The 20,447-nt window shown below is 61.0% G+C and carries 16 protein-coding genes and 2 pseudogenes; 8 read left to right on the top strand and 10 right to left on the bottom strand.

Annotated features, from left to right (window positions below):
* Nucleotides 1–134 precede the first annotated feature (134 nt).
* From gyrA to rpsA, 6 genes and pseudogenes are all read left to right on the top strand, one after another.
* On the top strand, nt 135–2,783 hold the full coding sequence (gene gyrA / locus LN139_RS13945) for a DNA gyrase subunit A (protein WP_236354391.1): 2,649 nt from the start codon (nt 135–137) through the stop codon (nt 2,781–2,783).
* An 81-nt stretch (nt 2,784–2,864) separates the two neighbouring features.
* On the top strand, nt 2,865–3,947 hold the full coding sequence (serC, locus tag LN139_RS13940) for a 3-phosphoserine/phosphohydroxythreonine transaminase (RefSeq protein WP_236354390.1): 1,083 nt from the start codon (nt 2,865–2,867) through the stop codon (nt 3,945–3,947).
* Nucleotides 3,947–5,042, top strand: a pseudogene (gene pheA, locus LN139_RS13935) (prephenate dehydratase). The gene serC and the pseudogene pheA overlap by 1 nt, the downstream one beginning before the upstream one ends.
* A gap of 28 nt (nt 5,043–5,070) precedes the next feature.
* A pseudogene (locus tag LN139_RS13930) lies at nt 5,071–7,275 on the top strand (bifunctional prephenate dehydrogenase/3-phosphoshikimate 1-carboxyvinyltransferase).
* Nucleotides 7,276–7,277: 2 nt separating this feature from the next.
* Nucleotides 7,278–7,964 carry a (d)CMP kinase gene (gene cmk, locus LN139_RS13925; protein WP_236354384.1) on the top strand — a complete coding sequence of 229 codons (687 nt, stop codon included), beginning with the start codon at nt 7,278–7,280 and terminating at the stop codon, nt 7,962–7,964.
* 137 nt (nt 7,965–8,101) lie between these two features.
* Nucleotides 8,102–9,784, top strand: coding sequence for a 30S ribosomal protein S1 (gene rpsA / locus LN139_RS13920; protein ID WP_236354379.1), 1,683 nt, complete (start codon nt 8,102–8,104; stop codon nt 9,782–9,784).
* 86 nt (nt 9,785–9,870) lie between these two features.
* Here rpsA and LN139_RS13915 read toward each other — a convergent pair whose 3' ends face one another.
* The 10 genes from LN139_RS13915 to LN139_RS13870 form a co-directional block, all read right to left on the bottom strand.
* Nucleotides 9,871–10,623: a phosphocholine cytidylyltransferase family protein gene (locus LN139_RS13915; RefSeq protein ID WP_236354376.1), complete on the bottom strand. Its 753-nt coding sequence runs from the start codon at nt 10,621–10,623 to the stop codon at nt 9,871–9,873.
* Between the two features lie 5 nt (nt 10,624–10,628).
* Nucleotides 10,629–11,258, bottom strand: coding sequence for a gamma-glutamyl-gamma-aminobutyrate hydrolase family protein (locus LN139_RS13910; RefSeq protein WP_236354374.1), 630 nt, complete (start codon nt 11,256–11,258; stop codon nt 10,629–10,631).
* 5 nt (nt 11,259–11,263) lie between these two features.
* Nucleotides 11,264–13,633, bottom strand: a complete 2,370-nt coding sequence (locus LN139_RS13905; RefSeq protein ID WP_236354373.1) for a PEP/pyruvate-binding domain-containing protein — start codon at nt 13,631–13,633, stop codon at nt 11,264–11,266.
* The gene (locus LN139_RS13900; RefSeq protein ID WP_236354372.1) at nt 13,630–14,364 is read right to left on the bottom strand and encodes a formyltransferase family protein; all 735 of its coding nucleotides are present in this window, start codon (nt 14,362–14,364) and stop codon (nt 13,630–13,632) included. Before LN139_RS13900 ends, LN139_RS13905 begins: the two co-directional genes overlap by 4 nt.
* Complete coding sequence (locus LN139_RS13895) at nt 14,361–14,924, bottom strand: hypothetical protein (protein ID WP_236354370.1); 564 nt, start codon at nt 14,922–14,924, stop codon at nt 14,361–14,363. Before LN139_RS13895 ends, LN139_RS13900 begins: the two co-directional genes overlap by 4 nt.
* Nucleotides 14,915–15,442: an adenylyl-sulfate kinase gene (locus LN139_RS13890; protein ID WP_236354368.1), complete on the bottom strand. Its 528-nt coding sequence runs from the start codon at nt 15,440–15,442 to the stop codon at nt 14,915–14,917. Before LN139_RS13890 ends, LN139_RS13895 begins: the two co-directional genes overlap by 10 nt.
* A gap of 4 nt (nt 15,443–15,446) precedes the next feature.
* The gene (locus tag LN139_RS13885; RefSeq protein WP_236354367.1) at nt 15,447–16,568 is read right to left on the bottom strand and encodes a CDP-glycerol glycerophosphotransferase family protein; all 1,122 of its coding nucleotides are present in this window, start codon (nt 16,566–16,568) and stop codon (nt 15,447–15,449) included.
* Entirely contained in the window at nt 16,569–16,967 is a 399-nt protein-coding gene (locus tag LN139_RS13880; protein WP_236354365.1) for a sugar 3,4-ketoisomerase, read from the bottom strand.
* Entirely contained in the window at nt 16,964–17,941 is a 978-nt protein-coding gene (locus LN139_RS13875; RefSeq protein ID WP_236354364.1) for a phytanoyl-CoA dioxygenase family protein, read from the bottom strand. The genes LN139_RS13880 and LN139_RS13875 overlap by 4 nt, the downstream gene beginning before the upstream one ends.
* Nucleotides 17,942–18,029: 88 nt before the next feature.
* Nucleotides 18,030–19,598 (bottom strand): glycosyltransferase family 61 protein, encoded by a 1,569-nt coding sequence (locus tag LN139_RS13870; RefSeq protein WP_236354363.1) that lies wholly within the window; start codon nt 19,596–19,598, stop codon nt 18,030–18,032.
* A 251-nt stretch (nt 19,599–19,849) separates the two neighbouring features.
* On the opposite strand from LN139_RS13870, the gene ihfB reads away from it, so the two are divergent.
* Together ihfB and LN139_RS13860 are read left to right on the top strand one after the other, a co-directional pair.
* Nucleotides 19,850–20,146, top strand: a complete 297-nt coding sequence (ihfB, locus tag LN139_RS13865) for an integration host factor subunit beta (RefSeq protein WP_236354358.1) — start codon at nt 19,850–19,852, stop codon at nt 20,144–20,146.
* A gap of 28 nt (nt 20,147–20,174) precedes the next feature.
* Nucleotides 20,175–20,447, top strand: a complete 273-nt coding sequence (locus LN139_RS13860; protein ID WP_236354356.1) for a lipopolysaccharide assembly protein LapA domain-containing protein — start codon at nt 20,175–20,177, stop codon at nt 20,445–20,447.

The raw sequence follows: 20,447 nt of genomic DNA, 5'->3' as shown, positions 1-20,447 counted from the left end.
GAAGGGGATAGGTCGCTGGCGGGCTTTGTGGTAACATCCGCCGATTTACAGTAGGGCCAGTTCCAGTGGCCTTGCGCGCGATCTTGATCCGAAACTGCGTCGTGGTTTCACCGAAAAAAGGAATCAGGCTTCTCATGGGCGAACTGGCCAAAGAAATCCTGCCGGTCAATATCGAAGACGAGCTGCGGCAGTCCTATCTTGACTATGCGATGAGCGTGATCGTCGGGCGTGCACTGCCCGACGCACGTGATGGCTTGAAGCCGGTACACCGTCGCGTGCTCTACGCGATGAGCGAACTGGGCAACGACTGGAACAAACCCTACAAGAAATCGGCCCGCGTGGTCGGTGACGTGATCGGTAAATACCACCCCCACGGTGACACCGCCGTGTACGACACCATCGTGCGGATGGCTCAGCCGTTCTCGCTGCGTTACCTGCTGGTCGACGGCCAGGGTAACTTCGGCTCGGTCGACGGCGACAACGCCGCCGCCATGCGTTACACCGAAGTGCGCATGACCAAGCTGGCCCACGAGCTGCTGGCCGATCTGCACAAGGAAACGGTCGACTGGGTGCCCAACTACGACGGCACCGAGCTGATCCCGAGCGTGCTGCCGACCAAGGTGCCCAACCTGCTGGTCAACGGCTCCAGCGGTATCGCGGTGGGCATGGCTACCAACATCCCGCCGCACAACCTGGGCGAGGTCATCGATGGCTGCCTGGCACTGATCGATAACCCTGAAGTGTCGATCGACGATCTGATGCAGTACATCCCTGGCCCGGATTTCCCCACCGCCGGCCTGATCAACGGCCGCCAGGGCATCATCGAGGCGTATCGCACCGGCCGCGGGCGCATTTACATGCGTGCTCGCTCCACCGTCGAGGACATCGACAAAGGCGGCCGCCAGCAACTGGTGATCACCGAGCTGCCGTATCAGCTCAACAAGGCGCGGCTGATCGAGAAGATCGCCGAGCTGGTCAAAGAGAAAAAGATCGAAGGCATCACCGAGCTGCGCGATGAGTCCGACAAGGACGGCATGCGCGTGGTCATCGAGCTGCGCCGCGGCGAAGTGCCGGAGGTCGTGCTCAACAACCTCTACGCCCAAACCCAGCTGCAGAGCGTGTTCGGTATCAACATCGTGGCGCTGATCGACGGCCGCCCACGCCTGCTGAACCTCAAGGACCTGCTCGAAGCCTTCGTGCGCCATCGCCGCGAAGTGGTCACCCGCCGTACTGTATTCGAGCTGCGCAAGGCGCGTGAGCGCGGGCACATCCTCGAAGGCCAGGCGGTCGCGCTATCGAACATCGATCCGGTCATCGCCCTGATCAAGGCATCGCCAACCCCGTCCGAGGCCAAGGAAGCGCTGATCAGCACCCCTTGGGAATCCAGCGCGGTGGAAGTGATGGTCGAACGGGCCGGCGCCGATTCGTGCCGCCCAGAGAACCTCGACCCGCAATACGGCCTGCGTGATGGCAAGTATTACCTGTCGCCGGAACAGGCCCAGGCGATTCTCGACCTGCGCCTGCACCGCCTGACCGGCCTCGAGCACGAGAAGCTGCTGGCCGAATACCAGGAGATTCTCAACCAGATCGGCGAGTTGATCCGCATCCTCAGCAGCGAACAGCGCCTGATGGAAGTGATCCGCGAAGAGCTGGAGGCTATCCGCGCCGAGTATGGCGATGTGCGCCGCACCGAGATCATCGATGCGCGCCTCGACCTCACCCTCGGCGACATGATCCCCGAAGAAGATCGTGTGGTGACCATCTCCCACGGCGGCTATGCCAAGACCCAACCCCTGGCCACCTACCAGGCGCAGCGCCGCGGCGGCAAGGGCAAGTCGGCAACCGGGGTGAAGGACGAGGACTACATTTCGCATCTGCTGGTCGCCAACAGCCATACCACGCTGATGCTGTTCTCCAGCAAGGGCAAGGTGTACTGGCTCAAGACCTACGAAATCCCCGAAGCTTCCCGTGCTGCCCGCGGGCGGCCGCTGGTGAACCTGCTGCCGCTGAGCGAGGGTGAGTACATCACTACCATGCTCCCGGTAGACGGCTACGCCGAAGGCCACTTCATCTTCATGGCTACCGCCGGCGGTACCGTGAAGAAGACGCCGCTCGAGCAGTTCAGCCGCCAGCGCAGCGTTGGTTTGATCGCACTGGAACTGGATGAAGGCGACGTGTTGATCAGCGCCTTGATCACCGATGGTTCGCGTGAAGTGATGCTCTTCTCCGACGGTGGCAAGGTCACTCGCTTCAACGAAACCGACGTGCGCCCGATGGGCCGTACCGCGCGCGGTGTGCGCGGGATGCGCCTGGCCGAGGGCCAGAAGCTGATCTCCATGATCATTCCGGAAGAAGGCAGCCAGATCCTCACCGCTTCCGAGCGCGGCTATGGCAAACGCACCGCCATCACCGAGTTCCCGCAGTACAACCGTGGCGGCCAGGGCGTGATCGCCATGGTCAGCAACGACCGTAACGGCCGCCTGGTCGGCGCCGTGCAGGTGCTTGAAGGTGAGGAGATCATGCTGATCTCCGACCAGGGCACTCTGGTGCGCACCCGCGTGGGCGAAGTCTCGAGCCTGGGCCGCAACACCCAGGGCGTCACCCTGATCAAGCTGGCCAGCGACGAGAAGCTGGTGGGCCTGGAGCGTGTGCAGGAGCCTTCCGAGGAGGAACTCGCGGCGATCGAGGGCGAGGCATTCGAAGGCGAAGACGGCTTCGTTTCCGAAGCGGACGTGGCCGGTGACGAACCTGCTGCTGAAGCTGAGGGCGACCTGCCCGAGTAAATCATCGGCCGGCGGCCTCGTTGATTCGGGGCTGCCGGCATTTGGCATGTGTATTCGCGTTTTTTCAGAGCGAGAGTGGATGTGAGCAACCGAGCCTTCAACTTCTGCGCAGGCCCTGCCGCGCTTCCCGAAGCCGTACTTCAGCGCGCCCAGGCAGAGATGCTCGACTGGCGTGGCAATGGCCTTTCGGTGATGGAGATGAGCCACCGTAGCGACGAGTACGTGGCGATCGCCGAGAAAGCCGAGCAGGACCTGCGTGATCTGCTGTCTGTGCCGGCAGGTTACAAAGTGCTGTTCCTCCAGGGTGGTGCGAGCCAGCAGTTCGCTCAGATCCCGCTGAATCTCTTGCCGGCTGGCGCCACCGCCGATTACATCGAAACCGGTATCTGGTCGAAAAAAGCCATCGACGAGGCGCGGCGCTATGGCACCGTCAACGTGGCTGCCAGTGGCAAGGCGAGCGATTTCAAGGCTATCCCCAAGCAGGGCGAATGGAACCTCAGCCCTGGCGCAGCCTATGTGCACTACGCAAGTAACGAGACCATTGGCGGCCTGGAGTTCCAGTGGGTCCCCGAAACCGACGCCCCGCTGGTGGTGGACATGTCCTCGGACATTCTCTCTCGCCCGCTGGATGTGTCGAAGTTCGGCATGATCTATGCCGGTGCGCAGAAGAACATCGGCCCCAGTGGCCTGGTGGTGGTAATCATTCGTGACGACCTGCTGGGCAAGGCGCACCCGTTGTGCCCAACCATGCTCAACTACGCCGTGGCGGCCGAGAACGGCTCGATGTACAACACCCCGGCCAGCTATTCCTGGTACCTCTCGGGCCTTGTGTTCGAGTGGCTCAAGGAGCAGGGCGGGGTGGTCGCGATGGAGCAGCGCAACCGCGCCAAGAAAGACCGCTTGTACGGCTTCATCGACGCCAGCAGTTTCTACACCAACCCTATCGCTGTGGCCGACCGCTCGTGGATGAACGTGCCGTTCCGCCTGGCCGACGAGCGCCTCGACAAGGCCTTCCTCGCCGGTGCCGACGAGCGCCGCCTGCTCAACCTCAAGGGCCACCGCAGCGTCGGCGGCATGCGCGCGTCGATCTACAACGCCCTGGGCATGGAGGCCATCGAAGCACTGGTCACCTACATGGCTGAATTCGAGAAGGAGCATGGTTGATGGCTGAACAGGAGCTCCAGGCACTGCGGCTGCGCATCGACAGCCTCGACGAGAAGATCATCGAACTGATCAGCGACCGCGCGCGCTGCGCCGAGGAAGTGGCGCGTGTGAAGACCGCTTCGCTCGCCGAGGGTGAGCAGCCGGTGTTCTACCGCCCGGAGCGCGAGGCCCAAGTGCTCAAGCGAGTGATGGAACGCAACCGAGGCCCATTGCCCAATGAGGAAATGGCCCGTTTGTTCCGCGAGATCATGTCTTCGTGCCTCGCCCTGGAAAACCCGCTGAAGGTGGCCTACCTGGGCCCCGAAGGCACGTTCACCCAGGCCGCGACCATGAAACACTTCGGGCACGCCGTGATCAGCAAGCCCATGGCCGCAATCGACGAGGTGGTGCGTGAAGTGGTGGCGGGTGCTGTGAACTTCGGTGTGGTACCGGTTGAAAACTCCACCGAGGGCGCCGTCAACCACACCCTCGACAGCTTCCTGGAGCATGACATCGTCATTTGCGGGGAAGTGGAACTGCGCATTCACCACCACCTGCTGGTGGGTGAAAACACCAAGACCGATGCCATCACCCGCATCTACTCGCACGCTCAGAGCCTGGCGCAATGTCGCAAATGGCTGGACGCGCATTACCCCAACGTCGAGCGCATCGCGGTGTCGAGCAATGCCGATGCGGCGCGCCGGGTCAAGGGTGAATGGAACAGCGCTGCGATCGCCGGCGACATGGCCGCCAGCCTTTACGGGCTGCAACGCCTGGCCGAGAAGATCGAAGACCGCCCTGACAACTCCACCCGGTTTCTGATCATCGGCAGCCAGGCCGTGCCGCCGACCGGCGACGACAAAACCTCCATCATTGTCTCGATGCGCAACAAGCCTGGCGCTCTGCATGACTTGCTGATGCCGTTTCACCGCAATGGCGTTGACCTGACCCGCATCGAGACCCGGCCGTCACGCAGCGGCAAATGGACGTATGTATTCTTCATCGATTTCGTCGGCCATATGCATGACCCCTTGATCAAGGGCGTGCTGGAGGAGATCAGCGACGACGCGGTCGCGGTCAAGGTCTTGGGGTCCTGATCCCAAGGCTGTGCTCTGATCGCGCCATGAGCAGTGTGCCAACACCTGTGCTGGGCCGGCTGGTCGTAGTCGGTCTCGGGCTGATCGGTGGCTCGTTCGCCAAGGGTGTGCGTGAGAGCGGCTTGTTCCGTGAAGTCGTCGGTGTAGACCTGCACGCACCTTCGCGCGAAAGCGGTGGAGCTGGGCGTGGTCGACCGTTGCGAAGCGGTGCTTGCCGCAGCCTGTGAGGGTGCCGATGTCATTCAGCTCGCGGTGCCGATCATCGGCATGGAGAAGGTGCTGGCGATGCTTGCCCGGCTCGACCTGGGCGACGCCATCATCACCGATGTCGGCAGCGCCAAGGGTAATGTGGCGCGTGCTGCCTGCGAGGTCTTTGGGCGCAAGCGGCTGTCACGCTTCGTGCCGGGCCACCCGATCGCCGGTTCCGAAAGGAGCGGCGTCGAGGCGGCCAATGCGGCGTTGTTCAATCGGCACAAGGTGATCCTGACCCCCTTGCCTGAAACAGAGGTCGAGGCTGTCGCTGTTGTAGACCGTCTCTGGCGCGCGCTGGGTGCCGATGTCGAGCACATGTCGATCGAGCGCCACGACGAGGTCCTTGCGGCCACCAGTCACTTGCCGCACCTGTTGGCGTTCAACCTGGTGGATTCGCTGGCGCGCCGCAACGAAAACCTTGAGATCTTCCGTTACGCCGCTGGCGGTTTTCGAGACTTCACCCGCATAGCCGGCAGCGACCCGCGGATGTGGCATGACATCTTCCTGGCCAACCGCGATGCGGTGCTGCGCCAGCTGGACGTGTTCCGCGATGACCTCGAACACCTGCGCCATGCCGTTGCCGAGGGCGATGGCCGGCACTTGCTGGGGTGTTCACACGGGCGCGTGCTGCGCGCGAGCACTTTGGCAAGATCCTGGCGCGGCGTGCCTACGTAGAGCCACCGGCTGGAGCGCGTGCGCTCGATTATGTGGTTCGGCCCGGCGCGATGCTTCGCGGTGAGCTGAAGCTCCCAGGCGACAAGTCGATTTCCCACCGGGCCATCCTGCTCGGCTCGATCGCCCAAGGGTCTACGGTGGTCGAGGGGCTGTTCGAAGGTGAGGACACGCTTGCTACCTTGCAGGCGCTGCGTGACATGGGTGTGGTTATCGAGGGGCCGGAAAAGGGCCGTGTACTGATCCATGGCGTTGGCCTGCGCGGGCTGTGCGCTGCGCCCGGGGCTTTGTACCTCGGCAGTTCGGGCACTTCCATGCGTTTGCTGGCCGGGTTGCTGGCCGGGCAAGGTTTTGCAAGCGAGTTGACCGGTAACCTGGCCTTGAGCCGCCGTTCGATGGCGCGAGTGGCCGAGCCGCTACAGCGCATGGGTGCCGGCGTACTGCTGGCTGACCAGCAACGCCCGCCACTGCGACTGCGTGGTGCCTGTACGTTGCAGGGCATCGACTTCGACATGGCCGCGCCCAGCGCGCAGGTCAAATCGGCGGTGCTGCTTGCAGGGCTTTATGCCGAAGGCCCGACCCGGGTTTGCGAAGCTGTGCCGACCCGTGACCACACCGAACGCATGTTGCGCACCTTCGGTTATCCGCTGCGCCAGGAGCCCGGTGTTTGCACACTCGAGCCGGGGCATGAACTGCACGCGGCGCAGGTGCAGGTCCCAGGCGATCTGTCCTCGGCGGCCTTCCTTCTGGTCGCGGCGAGTATTACCCCAGGGTCGGAACTGTCGTTGCCGGCGGTCGGGATAAACCCTACGCGTACGGGTGTGATCGAGATTCTGCGCTTGATGGGCGCCGATATTCAGTGTTTGAACGAACGTTGGTTCGGCAATGAGCCCGTGGCCGACCTGCGTGTGCGCGCCGCGCCGTTGCGTGGGATAGAGATTCCCGAGCATCTGGTAACCAGAGCCATCGACGAGATTCCTGCCCTGTTGGTGGCTGCCGCCTGTGCCGAAGGGCGAACCTCCCTGAGCGGGGCCCATGCCGCGCAAGCGCGCGACACAGACCGCTTGGGTACCATGGCGGCCGGCCTGTCGGCATTGGGCATCCGCTGCGAGGCAGGGCCAGGTACGCTTATGCTCGAAGGCGGCGCGCTTGCGGCAGGCGAAGTCGATGCCGGCGGCGATCACCGGGTCGCCATGGCCTTCTGCATCGCAGCGTCGCGCGCCAGTGGCCCGGTCAGGATTCACGGCTGCGAAACCGTCGAAACCTATTTTCCGAATTTCACCGGCCTGTGCGAACAGGCTGGCCTGTACGTGGCACAAGAGGGATAGCTGTGAACTTTCATGCACCGGTCATCACCATCGACGGGCCCAGCGGCTCAGGCAAAGGCACCGTGGCCGGCAAACTGGCCGAAAAGCTTGGGTTCAGGCTGCTCGACTCCGGCGCCTTGTACCGTTTGCTGGCCTTCAATGCGGGCAATCACGGCGTAGACCTCACCAACGAAGCTTCGCTGGTATTGCTGGCCGAACATCTGGATGTGCAGTTCATCGCCGCCAGCGCCGGCCAGCCCGAGCGCATCGTGCTCGAGGGTGAGGATGTGGCACGGCTGATTCGCAATGAAAAGGTAGGTGCCGGTGCTTCGATCGTCGCGGCGCTGCCTGCTGTGCGCGATGCCTTGCTCAAACGCCAGCGCGCCTTTCAGGAGCCACCGGGCCTGGTGGCCGACGGGCGCGACATGGGCACGGTGGTATTTACCGACGCGCCGCTGAAGATCTACCTCACCGCCAGTGCCGAGGAGCGTGCCCGCCGGCGTTACTTGCAGTTGAAGGCCAAGGGCGATGATGTTAATCTCGCGAGTCTTCTCGATGAGATCCGCGCGCGCGATGAGCGCGACACGCAACGTTCGGTGGCCCCGCTCAAACCGGCTGCCGACGCCATTCAGCTCGACTCCACCGAGCTGTCCATCGAGCAGGTGCTTGAACGAATCATGAGCGAGGCCGAACTCCGCGGCCTCGCATGACGCAAGACAGCCCGCGGGGGCCAGTCGTTGCGGCCTAGGGCCGCTACCCCTCGCAGGCTTTCTTTTATCTGAACGAAACCCACGCTGGCTGGAGTGTGGCGAATGGGCAGTGACTGGGCCCAACTACAGGATTAAAAATGAGCGAAAGCTTTGCAGAACTGTTTGAAGAAAGCCTGAAGAGCCTCAACCTTCAGCCTGGCGCCATCATTTCCGGTACTGTCGTCGACATCGACGGCGACTGGGTGACCGTGCATGCCGGCCTGAAATCCGAGGGCGTGATCCCGCTCGAGCAATTCTTCAACGAAGCTGGCGAACTGACCATCAAGGTCGGTGACGAAGTTCACGTTGCGCTGGATGCTGTCGAAGATGGCTTTGGCGAAACCAAGCTGTCCCGCGAAAAAGCCAAGCGCGCCGAGTGCTGGATCGTCCTGGAAGCAGCTTTCGCTGCCGAGGAAGTGGTCAAGGGCGTCATCAACGGCAAGGTCAAAGGTGGTTTCACCGTCGACGTCAACGGTATCCGTGCGTTCCTGCCGGGTTCGCTGGTCGACGTGCGCCCAGTGCGCGACACCACCCACCTGGAAGGCAAAGAGCTCGAGTTCAAGGTCATCAAGCTCGACCAGAAGCGCAACAACGTTGTCGTTTCCCGCCGCTCCGTGCTGGAAGCCGAGAACAGCGCAGAGCGCGAAGCGCTGCTGGAATCGCTGCAGGAAGGCCAACAGGTCAAAGGTATCGTCAAGAACCTCACCGACTACGGCGCATTCGTCGACCTGGGCGGTGTGGATGGCCTGCTGCACATCACCGACATGGCTTGGAAACGCATCAAGCATCCGTCGGAAATCGTCAACGTTGGTGACGAGATCGATGTCAAGGTCCTGAAGTACGACCGCGAGCGCAACCGCGTTTCGCTGGGCCTGAAGCAACTGGGCGAAGACCCATGGGTTGCTATCAAGGCTCGCTACCCGGAAGGCACCCGTGTTCACGCGCGCGTTACCAACCTCACCGACTACGGCTGCTTCGCAGAGCTGGAAGAAGGCGTCGAGGGCCTGGTGCACGTTTCCGAAATGGACTGGACCAACAAGAACATCCACCCGTCGAAAGTCGTTCAGGTTGGCGACGAAGTGGAAGTCATGGTTCTGGACATCGACGAAGAGCGTCGTCGTATCTCCCTGGGCATCAAACAGTGCAAGTCGAACCCATGGGAAGACTTCTCTGGCCAGTTCAACAAGGGCGACAAGATCTCCGGCACCATCAAGTCGATCACCGATTTCGGTATCTTCATCGGCCTGGACGGCGGCATCGACGGTCTGGTTCACCTGTCCGACATTTCCTGGAACGAGTCCGGCGAAGAAGCCGTACGCCGCTTCAAGAAGGGCGACGAGCTGGAAACCGTCATCCTGTCGGTTGACCCAGAGCGCGAGCGCATCTCGCTGGGCGTGAAGCAGCTGGAAGACGATCCGTTCTCCAACTTCGTCGCGCTGAACGACAAAGGCGCCATCGTTCGTGGCACCGTGAAGGAAGTCGATGCCAAGGGCGCTGTCATCACCCTGGCCGACGACATCGAAGCGACTCTGAAAGCCTCCGAAATCAGCCGTGACCGCGTTGAAGACGCTCGTAACGTTCTGAAGGAAGGTGACGAAGTCGAGGCCAAGATCATCAGCGTCGACCGCAAGTCGCGCGTGATCAGCCTGTCGATCAAGTCGAAAGACGTCGAAGACGAGAAAGAAGCGATTCAGACCCTGCGTAACAAGGCCGACAGCGAAAGCGCTGGCCCGACCACCATCGGTGATCTGATCCGCGCTCAGATGGAAAACCAGAACTAAGTTCGGGTTTTACTGAGCAAGAAGAAGGGGCAGCTTGGGCTGCCCCTTTTTTGTGCGTGTTCCAAAGTACCCAAGGCGTCGTTGGCCTAGCCATGCCGCCAGTCATGCGCCCAGTCGCCCTGTTTTGCCAAACGCTCGTAAAGCTCGATGTCCGACGGGTTATCCACTTCGACCCAACCTCCGGAAATCGCTACGGCCTCCACTGGCACACCTCGCTCAAGCAATGCGCGTAGTAGGCTGGTCATGTCCAGCTTATCGATTTGCTCACTGTTCAGTTCGCTCAGAACCGTTTGAACCTGTGCCCACCCTTGGGGAGTGAATTTGAGCAGCCCCATGTACTGCCCCTGCACCTGCGCCGGATCCGTGGTTTTTTCGCCGATGCTCATCAATTGGCCATTCGCCTGGCTGAACGTCTCCGCATCACTGAGCGGGTCTTCGAAGCGCTCTGCCCACAATGTGAGCCACCGCTCGTCGTAGGTGATCGCAATCGGTGCCGGGCATGTTGAAAGGCTTTGGATGATGCCCGCCCTGTAGACGATATCTCCGTAACAAATCAGTGTGGGCGCAGACGCCAGCTGCGCATCAGCCTGAAGCAGGCTGCGCACCATGTTGCTGTTGGCCCATTGCGGGTTATGCAAACGGCTGTCGCCATAGGGCTCAAGCGCGTCGGCGCAATAACCACTTACCAGATGCACCGGGCCGATCCCGGCCTTGGCCAACGCAGCCAGTTGCCATTCGAGCAGTGGCTTGCCGGCCAGTACGGTCAAGGGTTTGGGTTGCTCGGCAGTGAGGCTGCCCAGCCGGGAGCCGCGGCCAGCGGCCAGGATGATCGCTTGCATGAGTTTTACTCGAAGAGCCAGCGGCACAATTGCAAGTCATGCACGCTGGTGGCAGGTTCACGCTCCGGATGCCACATGACACCGGCAATTTTCAGATCGGCATGCACAACGGCTTCGCAATGGCCTTGTTCGTCGAAGGCCCAGGGTTGCAAGGGCTGGGCGGGCGCTGGCAGCCGGTTGCTGTGATAAGAGTTGACGCTTCGCTGCTGGCGTTCGCAGGGCCAGGGCAGGGCATCTTGTGCACTGAGCAGGCTGATGAAATGGCGTTGGCCAGCGTGAATACCTGCCGGGGCCGCTTCCAGTTCCCCGCCAAAGTGCAGCTGGATCAGTTGCAAGCCACGGCAGACCCCCAGCACAGGCCAGGCAGTGCTGATGGCATGGGCAAGCAGGGCATGCTCGCTGGTGTCGCGAAGAGAGTCGCGGCCAATATCATCACCGCCGCTGAGAATCAGCGCTTCCACGCCCTGCGCCTGAGCATAGGCTGGGGTATCGTCGCCCAGGTTCGGCAGCAGCACCCAGTTGTGCTCCAGGCCAAGAGATTCGAAAAACCGATACCAGTCCCGCGCCAGGCCATCCCGCGGTTCGACGTAGCCGCTCGCGGGGCAATGGCGCAGGGTGATGCCGACTTTTTTCATGGGCGTCACACCGGCCGCAGCGTGCGGTTCTGGCAGTCCAGCGCGATACGCCCGCTGCGCACCAGGCGGTTGAACAACTGCTCGCCGCAACCGATGGCTGCCGGGATGCCGAACTCGGCGCAGCGGATGGCCATGTGGGAGTTGGCGCCGCCGTACTGTGTGACCAGCCCTGCGATCCCACGGGTGAACACCCAATCGTAACCGGGGTCGGCGTTTTCTATGCACACGATCGCGCCTTGCAAGGGCAGGGCGGCCGATGAATTCTGTTGCAACTGCACGGCCCTGGCCTCGACCTGCCGCTGGGTAATGTAGTTGGGCAGGCTGCGATGCAGCGGAACGACCACCAGGTCATCAAGGCTGCTGATCAGGTGCCCGAGCTTGAGTACCAGGCCTTGCTCGTAACTGGTACGTGCCTGGATCGCGTGGTTCAGCAGCACCCTGTCGATGTCGTCCATCAGTGGAACGCTCAGGGTGTCGAGCAGTTCGTTGATATTCAGGAAAGAGAGGTCCTCGCGCGCCAGCCCGACCTCGCCGCCCCAATTCACCAGCGCCTGAAGTGCATCGGACAGGTCGCGAGTGAAGATCAGCTTGGCGTACTCGCGTGCCTGGATGGCCTGGCTGGCATAGGCCAGCAAGCCGTCAGGGTCCAGCGCCCAGCCTTGCTCTGCCAGTAGCGATTGCAACGCGTGGGTTTCTTCGGCGCTCAGGATGAACGCTGGCGCAGCCTGTGCCGGCTCGAAAGCCTGCACCGGTTGTGCCGCGAACAGGTCATGGCGTTCATCGTACCGCAGCGAGGTGATTTCATAGGTCCCGGGACGCAGGTGGCCGAAGCGCTGCAGGAATTGGCCGAGAGGCGCTTGCCCGGCGCACACGTCGGCGTATTGCCGGGTCAGCTCGGTCGTCACTGTTTCAATGGACTGCTTCCACGCATGCAGCCTCTCAAGTGTCAGTGCGCCACGGCGGCACGCTGAGCGCATCAGGGCTTCGGCGATGAACGCGTGGCGTGCAAGCACGGCAAACGGATACGTACCTTGCGCTTTGCAGGCATCCAGCAGGCGTTCGATGTCGCTCAGGCGGGTTGAGCCGCCGCCGGTGGCTTGTTGACGCTCTCGCTCACGCACTTGCGCCAGTGCGCCCGGCAATGAACCAGGGCCGTCCTGCGCCGCTACCGCGCGCTGCGTCAAGCCGTCGAGCGCCGCGCGGTAGCCTGCCAGTTGCTCGGCACTGAGCAATTGCGGGTAGCGCGCCTGAAAGTCGCAGTCGAAGGTGAAGTCCAGGCAGGTGGGTACGATTTCGAACTCCACCTTGTCGTGGTATTCCGGGTTCGCTTCAAGCCGCGCCAGCCAGGCGTCGACGAGCGCCTCGCCGGTGCCGGCTGCCAATCCTGCCGGCAGGAAAGAATTGAAGCTGCAGCGCACGTCGATATAGGGGTGATGCCCCAAGGTAATCATCAACCGCTGCCGCTCGGGTGAACGGTAGCCCATCGAGCTGCGGGCCTCGCGCCAGACGCTGTCGGTCACCAGCAGCCGATACAGCGAGGCGGCCAGGGGGCGCGGGGTAGTCCCGATGATCTCGGCCGGGTTCCAGTCAGGCATTACGCCCAGCACAGTGGCATGGCCGTGCAGCTCGGGTTGGCGAGCGAGGCGCTCGGCCAGGAAACCGCGCACATGCTCCAGCTGTCGAGCGACGCGGCGCTCGGTGACCGGGTGCCAGGTGTTGCTCAGGGTGATACGGCGCACTTGCAGGATGTAGACCTGCTGCTGGTGGTCCACTGCGAACTCGATATCAAGGGGCACGCCACCACACAGCGGTTCGAGCTCGCGGCAGGCATCGAGCACCGCGCGTACCCGCGCCGAGTGCACATGATGGGCCGGGGCATCGCGATAGATCAGTACCGTCTTGTGGATGCCCACGCCGCCGGTGATGGTGTCGGTCTTGCCGCTTTCGTCATCGTAGTTCAGCACGTAGTAAGGGGCGCCGTGCTCAAGGTCATGGGTCATCACCACGCCGCTCATCTGGATGCCCGAGAGCATGGGCTGGATGAGCACCTGATGGCCTTCGCCGGGGTATTCGGAAAAGGAGGCAATGACCCGTTCGATGGCTGTGTCCAGGGTGGCCAGAGATACATTCAGGCAACTGGTGAACGCACCGGCCATCGATTGATTGGCACCGTCCTCACCCTTGGCGCTGCTGCGCACGATCACATCGCCGCCCTCGGCCAAGGCTGCAGCAGCGGCCCGAACAGGCGCCGGTGAGCTGCGCCATTGGCCCGTGGTGAAGGCCAGTTGCGGGAGGATCTGGGCGCGGTGCAACAGCGGGCGGAGCCGCTGGAGCGTTTCGGCCTTTGTGCCGAAAGCAATCGTTGGCTCGCTCATGGGCAGGTTTCCTGCTGGTCGACGGCAAGCAGGGCAAGGTGCTTGAGCAGCGGGTGGATGATGTAGTACGGCGGCTTTTCTTCGGCCAGCGATGGGTCGGCCAGGGGGGTGAGTGTTTCAGGTTCATTGCGCCAGCGTGTCAACACTTCGACCAGTAGGTCTGCACGGATGGCGTTGTCGTAAAGGTAGTCGATGTCCAACCCTGCCGCAGGCAATGGATACACTTTGCGCGCTACCACCGGGCCTGTATCGATGGTTTCGTTGAGTAACAGTGCGCTGGCGGAGCATTGGCGCTGTTCGAGGATCTGATAGTAGATCGTGGTGCTGCCGCGATAATCGGGCAGCCAGCCTGAGTGAACGTGCAACACCGGGTAGCGTTGCAGCAGGGCAGGGGGAACCAGTTGGCCGCCTTGCCCTGAGTAGACCATAAGGTCAGCGCCGCTGTGCTCGAGGCAGCTTATCAACTCGGCGCTGTCCAGCGCATCGCTGGCGCAGCGCTCATGGCTCCAGCCCAGGCGCTCCAGGCAGGCGGTCAACGCTTCGTCGAGCTGTGGCAGAAACAGGCCGTTGACGTCGTGAAAGGCTGTTCGCCGCACTATGTGGGGCGCTGGTGCCGAGCGGCCGTAAGCGATGACATGATCAGGCGTAAGCCCTGCAGAAGCCAAGGCCTGCAGATAGGCCACCGAGCGGGCGGTATGGGCGCACAGCAGCACCAGGCGCGGGTGGGTCATGGGCGTACCTGCTCGATCAGTTGCCCTTCGTTCTCCAGCAGCCAGGCCAGGTGCATGCGTTGAGGCGCGGCCAGGCGCGGGATCTGGGAGATCAGGGTGTCGTTGAGCTTGAGCAGCGCGCTCAGGTACCAGGCGGCCTTTTCTGCGCGCCAGCCATGAACCATCGCCTCGGCCAGCAGCAGGTAAGGCGCCAGCGCCAGATAACTGCTGCCAGGCAGCGCCGGGTGTGGCACCTCCAGCGCGTAGCCTGCGTGCAGGCGTTTGCTGACTTCGAACTTCTTCACCAGCCGAGGCAGCCAGTAGCTGGCCTGCGGTACCTGATGGGGTGGCGCCTGTCGCAGGCCACGGCAGAGCTGAGCGAGCAGTGCCTCGCAGTCTCGAACGTCGGCCTGGGCCGTCTGCGCCAATGGCAGTGCCTCAGGTGCTGGCAAGGCACCACTGGCCTGCTGGCGGGAAGCCTTCCAGGCGTTGACGAACGCTTCGCCTTCATAGGCTGCGTAGCGGTAGGTCTGGGGGCTTTCGAGCAGGTCGCCCTCGGTGTAGCGGTAAGTCACGGGCATGGTGGGTATCCGATCATCGCGCGCATCTGTGCGACGTAGCCAGGGATGTCCTCGGCGAGCTGAGTGTTGTGCAGTGTCAGGTCGGGGGCTTGCGGTGGGCGGTAATCGATGTCCACGCCGACCACGTGCTCCCTTTCGCCACGAAGGGCAGATTGGTAGAGCTGTTTGTCGTCACGGTCGATGAGTGTGGCCAGCGGAACGTCGACGAACACCTCGCGATAGGCCGAAAAGCGCTCGCGATTCTGCTCGCTGACGTCCTCAAAGACTGACAGGATGCAGCACACCACGTCGATCCCCTGGCTGTCGAGCCAGCCACACAGTGCCTGGATTCGCTCGGCATTCACGCGGCGGCCGGCCAGCGTATACGCATCGGCGCGCTGGTCATGGCGAAACAGCGCACGGATCTCGTCGCCATCGACGAACACCGTCTGTGGGCGCTCGGCCTTGAGGCCGGCATACAACGCCCGGCCCAGCGTGGTTTTCCCGGCGCCGGAAAGGCCGACCAACCAGATCACCATCCCGTTATCCTTGTTTGAGCAGGGTTTCGATATTGCAAAGAGCCATGACGGCCATTTCGGCTGAAAACCCATAGCTATTGACGAAATACTTTTGCCTGAGCCGTTGCCGCACGCTGGCCTGGCCTAACCACAGGGCATCGTCGGCAAGCAGCGCTGGCAGGTCCCAGCGCTGGGCCTGATCAATGTTGACGATGTCCTGGCGCAGCAACACGTCGGGTGAGCCCTCCCCGGTCAGCGCGTCCTCAGCAGCAGCGGGAACGTTCAGCAGCAGCAAGGGCTTGTCTAGGTACAGTACGCCAAATGGTGTGCCGCCATAGTCGCCAATCACGAAATCGGCGCAGCGAAAGAGGGCAAGGTTGTCATAGACGGTAGTGATTACCGCCGTGAAAGGGTACTGCCCAAGCACCTCCAGCACATGCGGTTCGGCTTCATGTGACAGGGGGTGGGTCTTGACGATTACGTTGTAGCCCGTGCACAGGGCGGCCATTGCATCCGCGAAGCGCGTTACCGACGACAGTTCCATCCACGTGGGGAGCCACAACAGAGTCTTCTTCGTGGGGTCCAGTACGCCTTCCAGGCTGGGCGGGCAACTGCCGATCAGTTCCGGGTGTCGAAAATAGGCGTCGTAGCGCGGGTAGCCCATCTGGAAAGTCACCGCATTGCAGCACTGCTTCATGCGCTCGGCCTGCCATGGGCCGAAGCACAGGATCAGGTCGTAGTGGCGGTTCCAGTCGGCAAAGTTATGCTTGGCCTTTCCCAGTGCGTACATGAAGCGTACGCGGCGGTGGCCCAGAACGTGGATGATAGGTTGCTCAAGGTGCTCGTACATGCTCAGGTTGGAAACCACAATGTCGTAGCGGTGGCCTGCCTCGATGACCGTTTCGCTCTCCACGCAGCGGTAGCCGACATCTGTGGCCATTGTCAGGGTTTCGAGGCGTTCGTGATCGGTGCCGTGCAGAATGATATCGAACGCATCAGCGCCTAGCAGACGCCATACCGGTTGGTAGTGGTTGAACAGCTCGGCGGCGTGCAGGAAGAAGCCAATGGGGGGGTAATGTCTACTCATCGTCCTTGTAACGCCTTTTGGGCGAGGTCTGATAGCTTGGTCCCAGGAGGTTCGGGCCACTCAGGCTTCGACCATCTGGAGAAAAGTCGGGTAATCGCGCACGTAGTCGGACTCATCATAAAGACTGTCGGCCAGGACCATGAGCACGCAGTCCGGCGAAAAATCATACATCTCTCGCCAGACGAAAGACTCGATCAGCAGCCCCTGCTGGGGATGGTCCAGGCGCAGGTCGATTTTTTCCCTGCCATCGTCTAGCAGAAAGCGACATGAGCCGCGGACGGCGATGGCAACCTGCTTGAGCGATTTATGGGCGTGAAAGCCCCGGCGCACGCCTTGGCCTGTATCGAACAGGTAGTACACCCGTTTGATGGTGAAAGGGATGTTTTTTTCTTCTTCCAGCGCGATCAGCGACCCACGGTCATCCCCGTGAGCCTGGAGAGGTAGCAGCTGAATTTTCACGATCTGGTCTCTCTTGTGCTGCTGGCCGGGCCTTTGGGCGAGGCGGTGCTTGCGTTGATAATGTTGCCGCGCATCCGGGCCACACCGTTGTCGTCCAGGTCTCGACGTGTGCGTTTGGGCTTGAGCTCACCGTTGATTGTTCGATTGACATCATCAATAGCGGTTTGGCCTGAGTGGTCGTTCGATTTACCGAGTAGGTAGCGAAGCGACAGGCGAAACTGTTCCGACTCGTGGGCAACCGGGCGGGTGCCGTGCAACGTGCAGTTATGCCAGAGGCCAACAAAGCCCGGCCCGCCGAGCAGTTTCTGATCCATGCATGCCATTTGGTTGCCGGAATCATCACTGTATATCCAGTTGCCGTTTCCCGTTGCTTCGAGGCGATGAGGAAAGAGCGTAGCGCCAAATTTGTGGGAGCCGGGTATCAAGTGCAGAGGCGAGTCATATTCGTTGACGTCATGCAGGTACACGTAAAGCGTCAGAAAGGTTGAGGGGTCGTGTTCGATCCTGCCTTGTGGCCAATCGATGATGTCCTGATGGAAGTCAATGCCCCGGAAGTACGTGATGTCGCGGTAGGGCTTCTTGATGTATGGGCCGAGATTGGCGACATTGACATCGCGAATGCGTTCACGGATCCAGTCGGGCAGCCAGGCATCGGGTACACCGCAGACTGCCTTCCTGATGATGATGTCGTAGTCAACACCCAGCAATTTTTCCAAGGGAGCTCGGAGGCGTGGATCCTCTTCGATGAAGCGGAGCTCGTCCTTGAAGGTATTGAGAAAGTTAAACTCAGAGTTGGGATTGGCGTTGAAATGATTGGCTTGCGCCAGATAATCGGCTTCACTCATGAACAGGCTGCCGTCGAAGGTACGCGCGCCGACCATGGCGCGGTACAGAGCCTGTGTGCGCTCAGGGTCCAGAATGTCGCCAAACAGGTGTGCGCCATGATCCATCAGGTCGTTGATACAGCTCTGCATGTGATTGCCTGCCAAAGGTGGCCTAAGTTTGCCTGCAAAGGATATCGGCCGTTTCCTCGCAGGGATGAGCTGCAAAACCGGTTTTGCTTCACTCTCTCTTCTCCAGCGCGCGGTGCTGTTGCAGCCAGGTGCGTATGCTCGCAATGTCCAATTGGTAGCCTTTGTAGTACAGCTCTCGAGAATCTTGGGCGCCGCTGGGGAAGGTAATGAATTCCATGTCCACCCCTACGATGCCCGCCAGATTCGAGAAGCAGGAGAGCTGCCCGTATTCTTCAGCCATCCAGCAGAGAGCTTTGGCGCCTGGCGCAGCAAACAGGATGTTGGTCCAGGCGGCACCTGTTGGGCCAACGATCATTTCGGCATTGGCGATGATGTTGATCTGCTCGCGGAAGTCGAGGTCCTCCATATAAACCGGCATGAAACCGGCTTCATGCAGCACTGCGATTACTTCGTCCTGATTGTAGCGCCGCAGAAACCCTTTACGTGCAAGAAAGACGCGTTTAGGGCTGCTTGCTGCCTTGTCGGCCTCTATTAAGGACAAACCGTGCTCGCGCAAGTACTTCACGGACTCGCTGCGAGCAAAGTTGCTGTCGGCCGTATTGCTGACGCTATTCTTGAAGTTGGGGATCATGTTATTGGGCGCAGTGATCATCAGGAGATCCCGGACCTCATAACGTATTAGGGTGTTCAGAAATACGATTGGTCGCTCGATATCAAACGTTTCGAACAGTGCTTTGATCGAGGGTATTTTTTCACAGTACTGTGAAATCAGTATCGGGTAGTCGTCGTATTGAGCGGGCAGTTCGGCGACAAACTGCAACTGGGAAAGGATTTCCACCACCCAGTGGTAATAGTTTGTCTCGCTGCACCCATTGACAAGAAGACCTTTGTCGATTTGCTGTGTGTCGCCATCTCGCACCAGCGCCAGGTTATCACCATGGTGAATGACGTGAGCCACACTGTAGTCGGCATTGGCAGGCGTGGCAGTAGTGACGCGTTCGATGACCAAGCGGCCGTCCGGCAGCTCCACAGAGCGCGATACGGTTCCGATGCGCCCGCGGCTGAAGCGATGAAGCTCGACAGCTGGCAGTGTGACAGGCGTGGGATCTACGCGGTGGTCGATCAGGATCGGCCCCTGGACGCTACTGGCAAGCGCGTTTCGGAATGTATGGACGTGGAACTCCGATGTTTTGTCGAGCCATTGCAGTGTACGCCGAGCGATAGGCTGAACTGCGTTTTGCCAACCCTTGTAGGCAAACCAGAAGACAACATCCTGCGAAAGCCCTCTGCGCCGACATATATACTCGTGGACATGATGCCAGAGGGTACTCAGCAAGCGCTGCCGAGTGTTGAAAACAGGCTGCACCTGATAGTTGAAGATCTCGATATTTCTTTCGGGTATACCCAACGATATCAACTGCGGGTGAATTTCGCGGAAGTAATCGCTGGCAATGATGATTTTGTCATAGGTAAGCCCGCCCAGTTCGGATGGCGCGTGAATCGGTTTTCCAAAAATTATTTCGCGGTGGCGCAGAGGATTATTATCCACGAACCCCATAACCAGATAGCGACCTCGGTTTCGCTTGTAGAAGTTGGAACCGCCTGAGCCGGCGCCGAAAATTAGAATCCGCTCCTTTTTCGCAAACCCTGCAAGCATGCTTCACCTGATCTCTAGATCACCGGCCCCCTGCCGGCTCGAATGGTAGTGTGCTGAGGCTTTGAGAACTGTCAATCCCGGGTAGCGCCGGTTTGTCGTTTGCAGCTCAGGTGAAATAAGGCTTGCGCTTGCGTTATTCAACGGCTTTCCCGCTTCAGGTCAAAAAGTCAATCCCCGGGCTGTTCAAAAACCTATCACCATGCTAAAACCTTCTCTGCGGTGCCTAGCTTCTTGATAAAGAAGGGAAAACCATGACGAAGTCGGAACTGATCGAACGTATCGTTACCCACCAGGGTCTACTGTCTTCCAAGGATGTGGAGCTGGCCATCAAGACCATGCTCGAGCAGATGTCCCAGTCGCTAGCAACCGGCGACCGTATCGAAATTCGTGGCTTTGGCAGTTTTTCTTTGCATTATCGATCGCCCCGCGTCGGGCGAAACCCCAAGACCGGGCAATCCGTCACGCTGGACGGTAAATTCGTGCCGCACTTCAAGCCGGGCAAGGAATTACGCGATCGCGTCAATGAGGAAGGCGAGAGCCCTGTCTGAAGCGGCCATACTCAGAGAGGAGGTTCGAGTGAATCATTTCAAACGCCTGTTTGGCATTACTTTCGGCCTTGTCGCCGCAGCCGCGTGCTTGCTTTTCGTGCTCGAGAATCAACAAGGTATCGAGGTGTCTTTCCTGGGCTGGGCTACACCGCAATGGCCCGTTTCAGTTGTCGTCATCTTCGCATTCTTGCTCGGCATGGTCATCGGCCCGGCAATCGGCTGGTTTATCGCCGCACGGGGCCGCCGCAGGGTTCGGCGTGCTGCCCTGGCTCAGCGCGCGGTCCAGTCACCCTCTGCGTAG

It is taken from the genome of Pseudomonas sp. KNUC1026, from assembly GCF_021650705.1.
Taxonomy (GTDB): Bacteria; Pseudomonadota; Gammaproteobacteria; order Pseudomonadales; family Pseudomonadaceae; genus Aquipseudomonas.
This window is presented reverse-complemented; position numbering and strand designations above follow the sequence as displayed.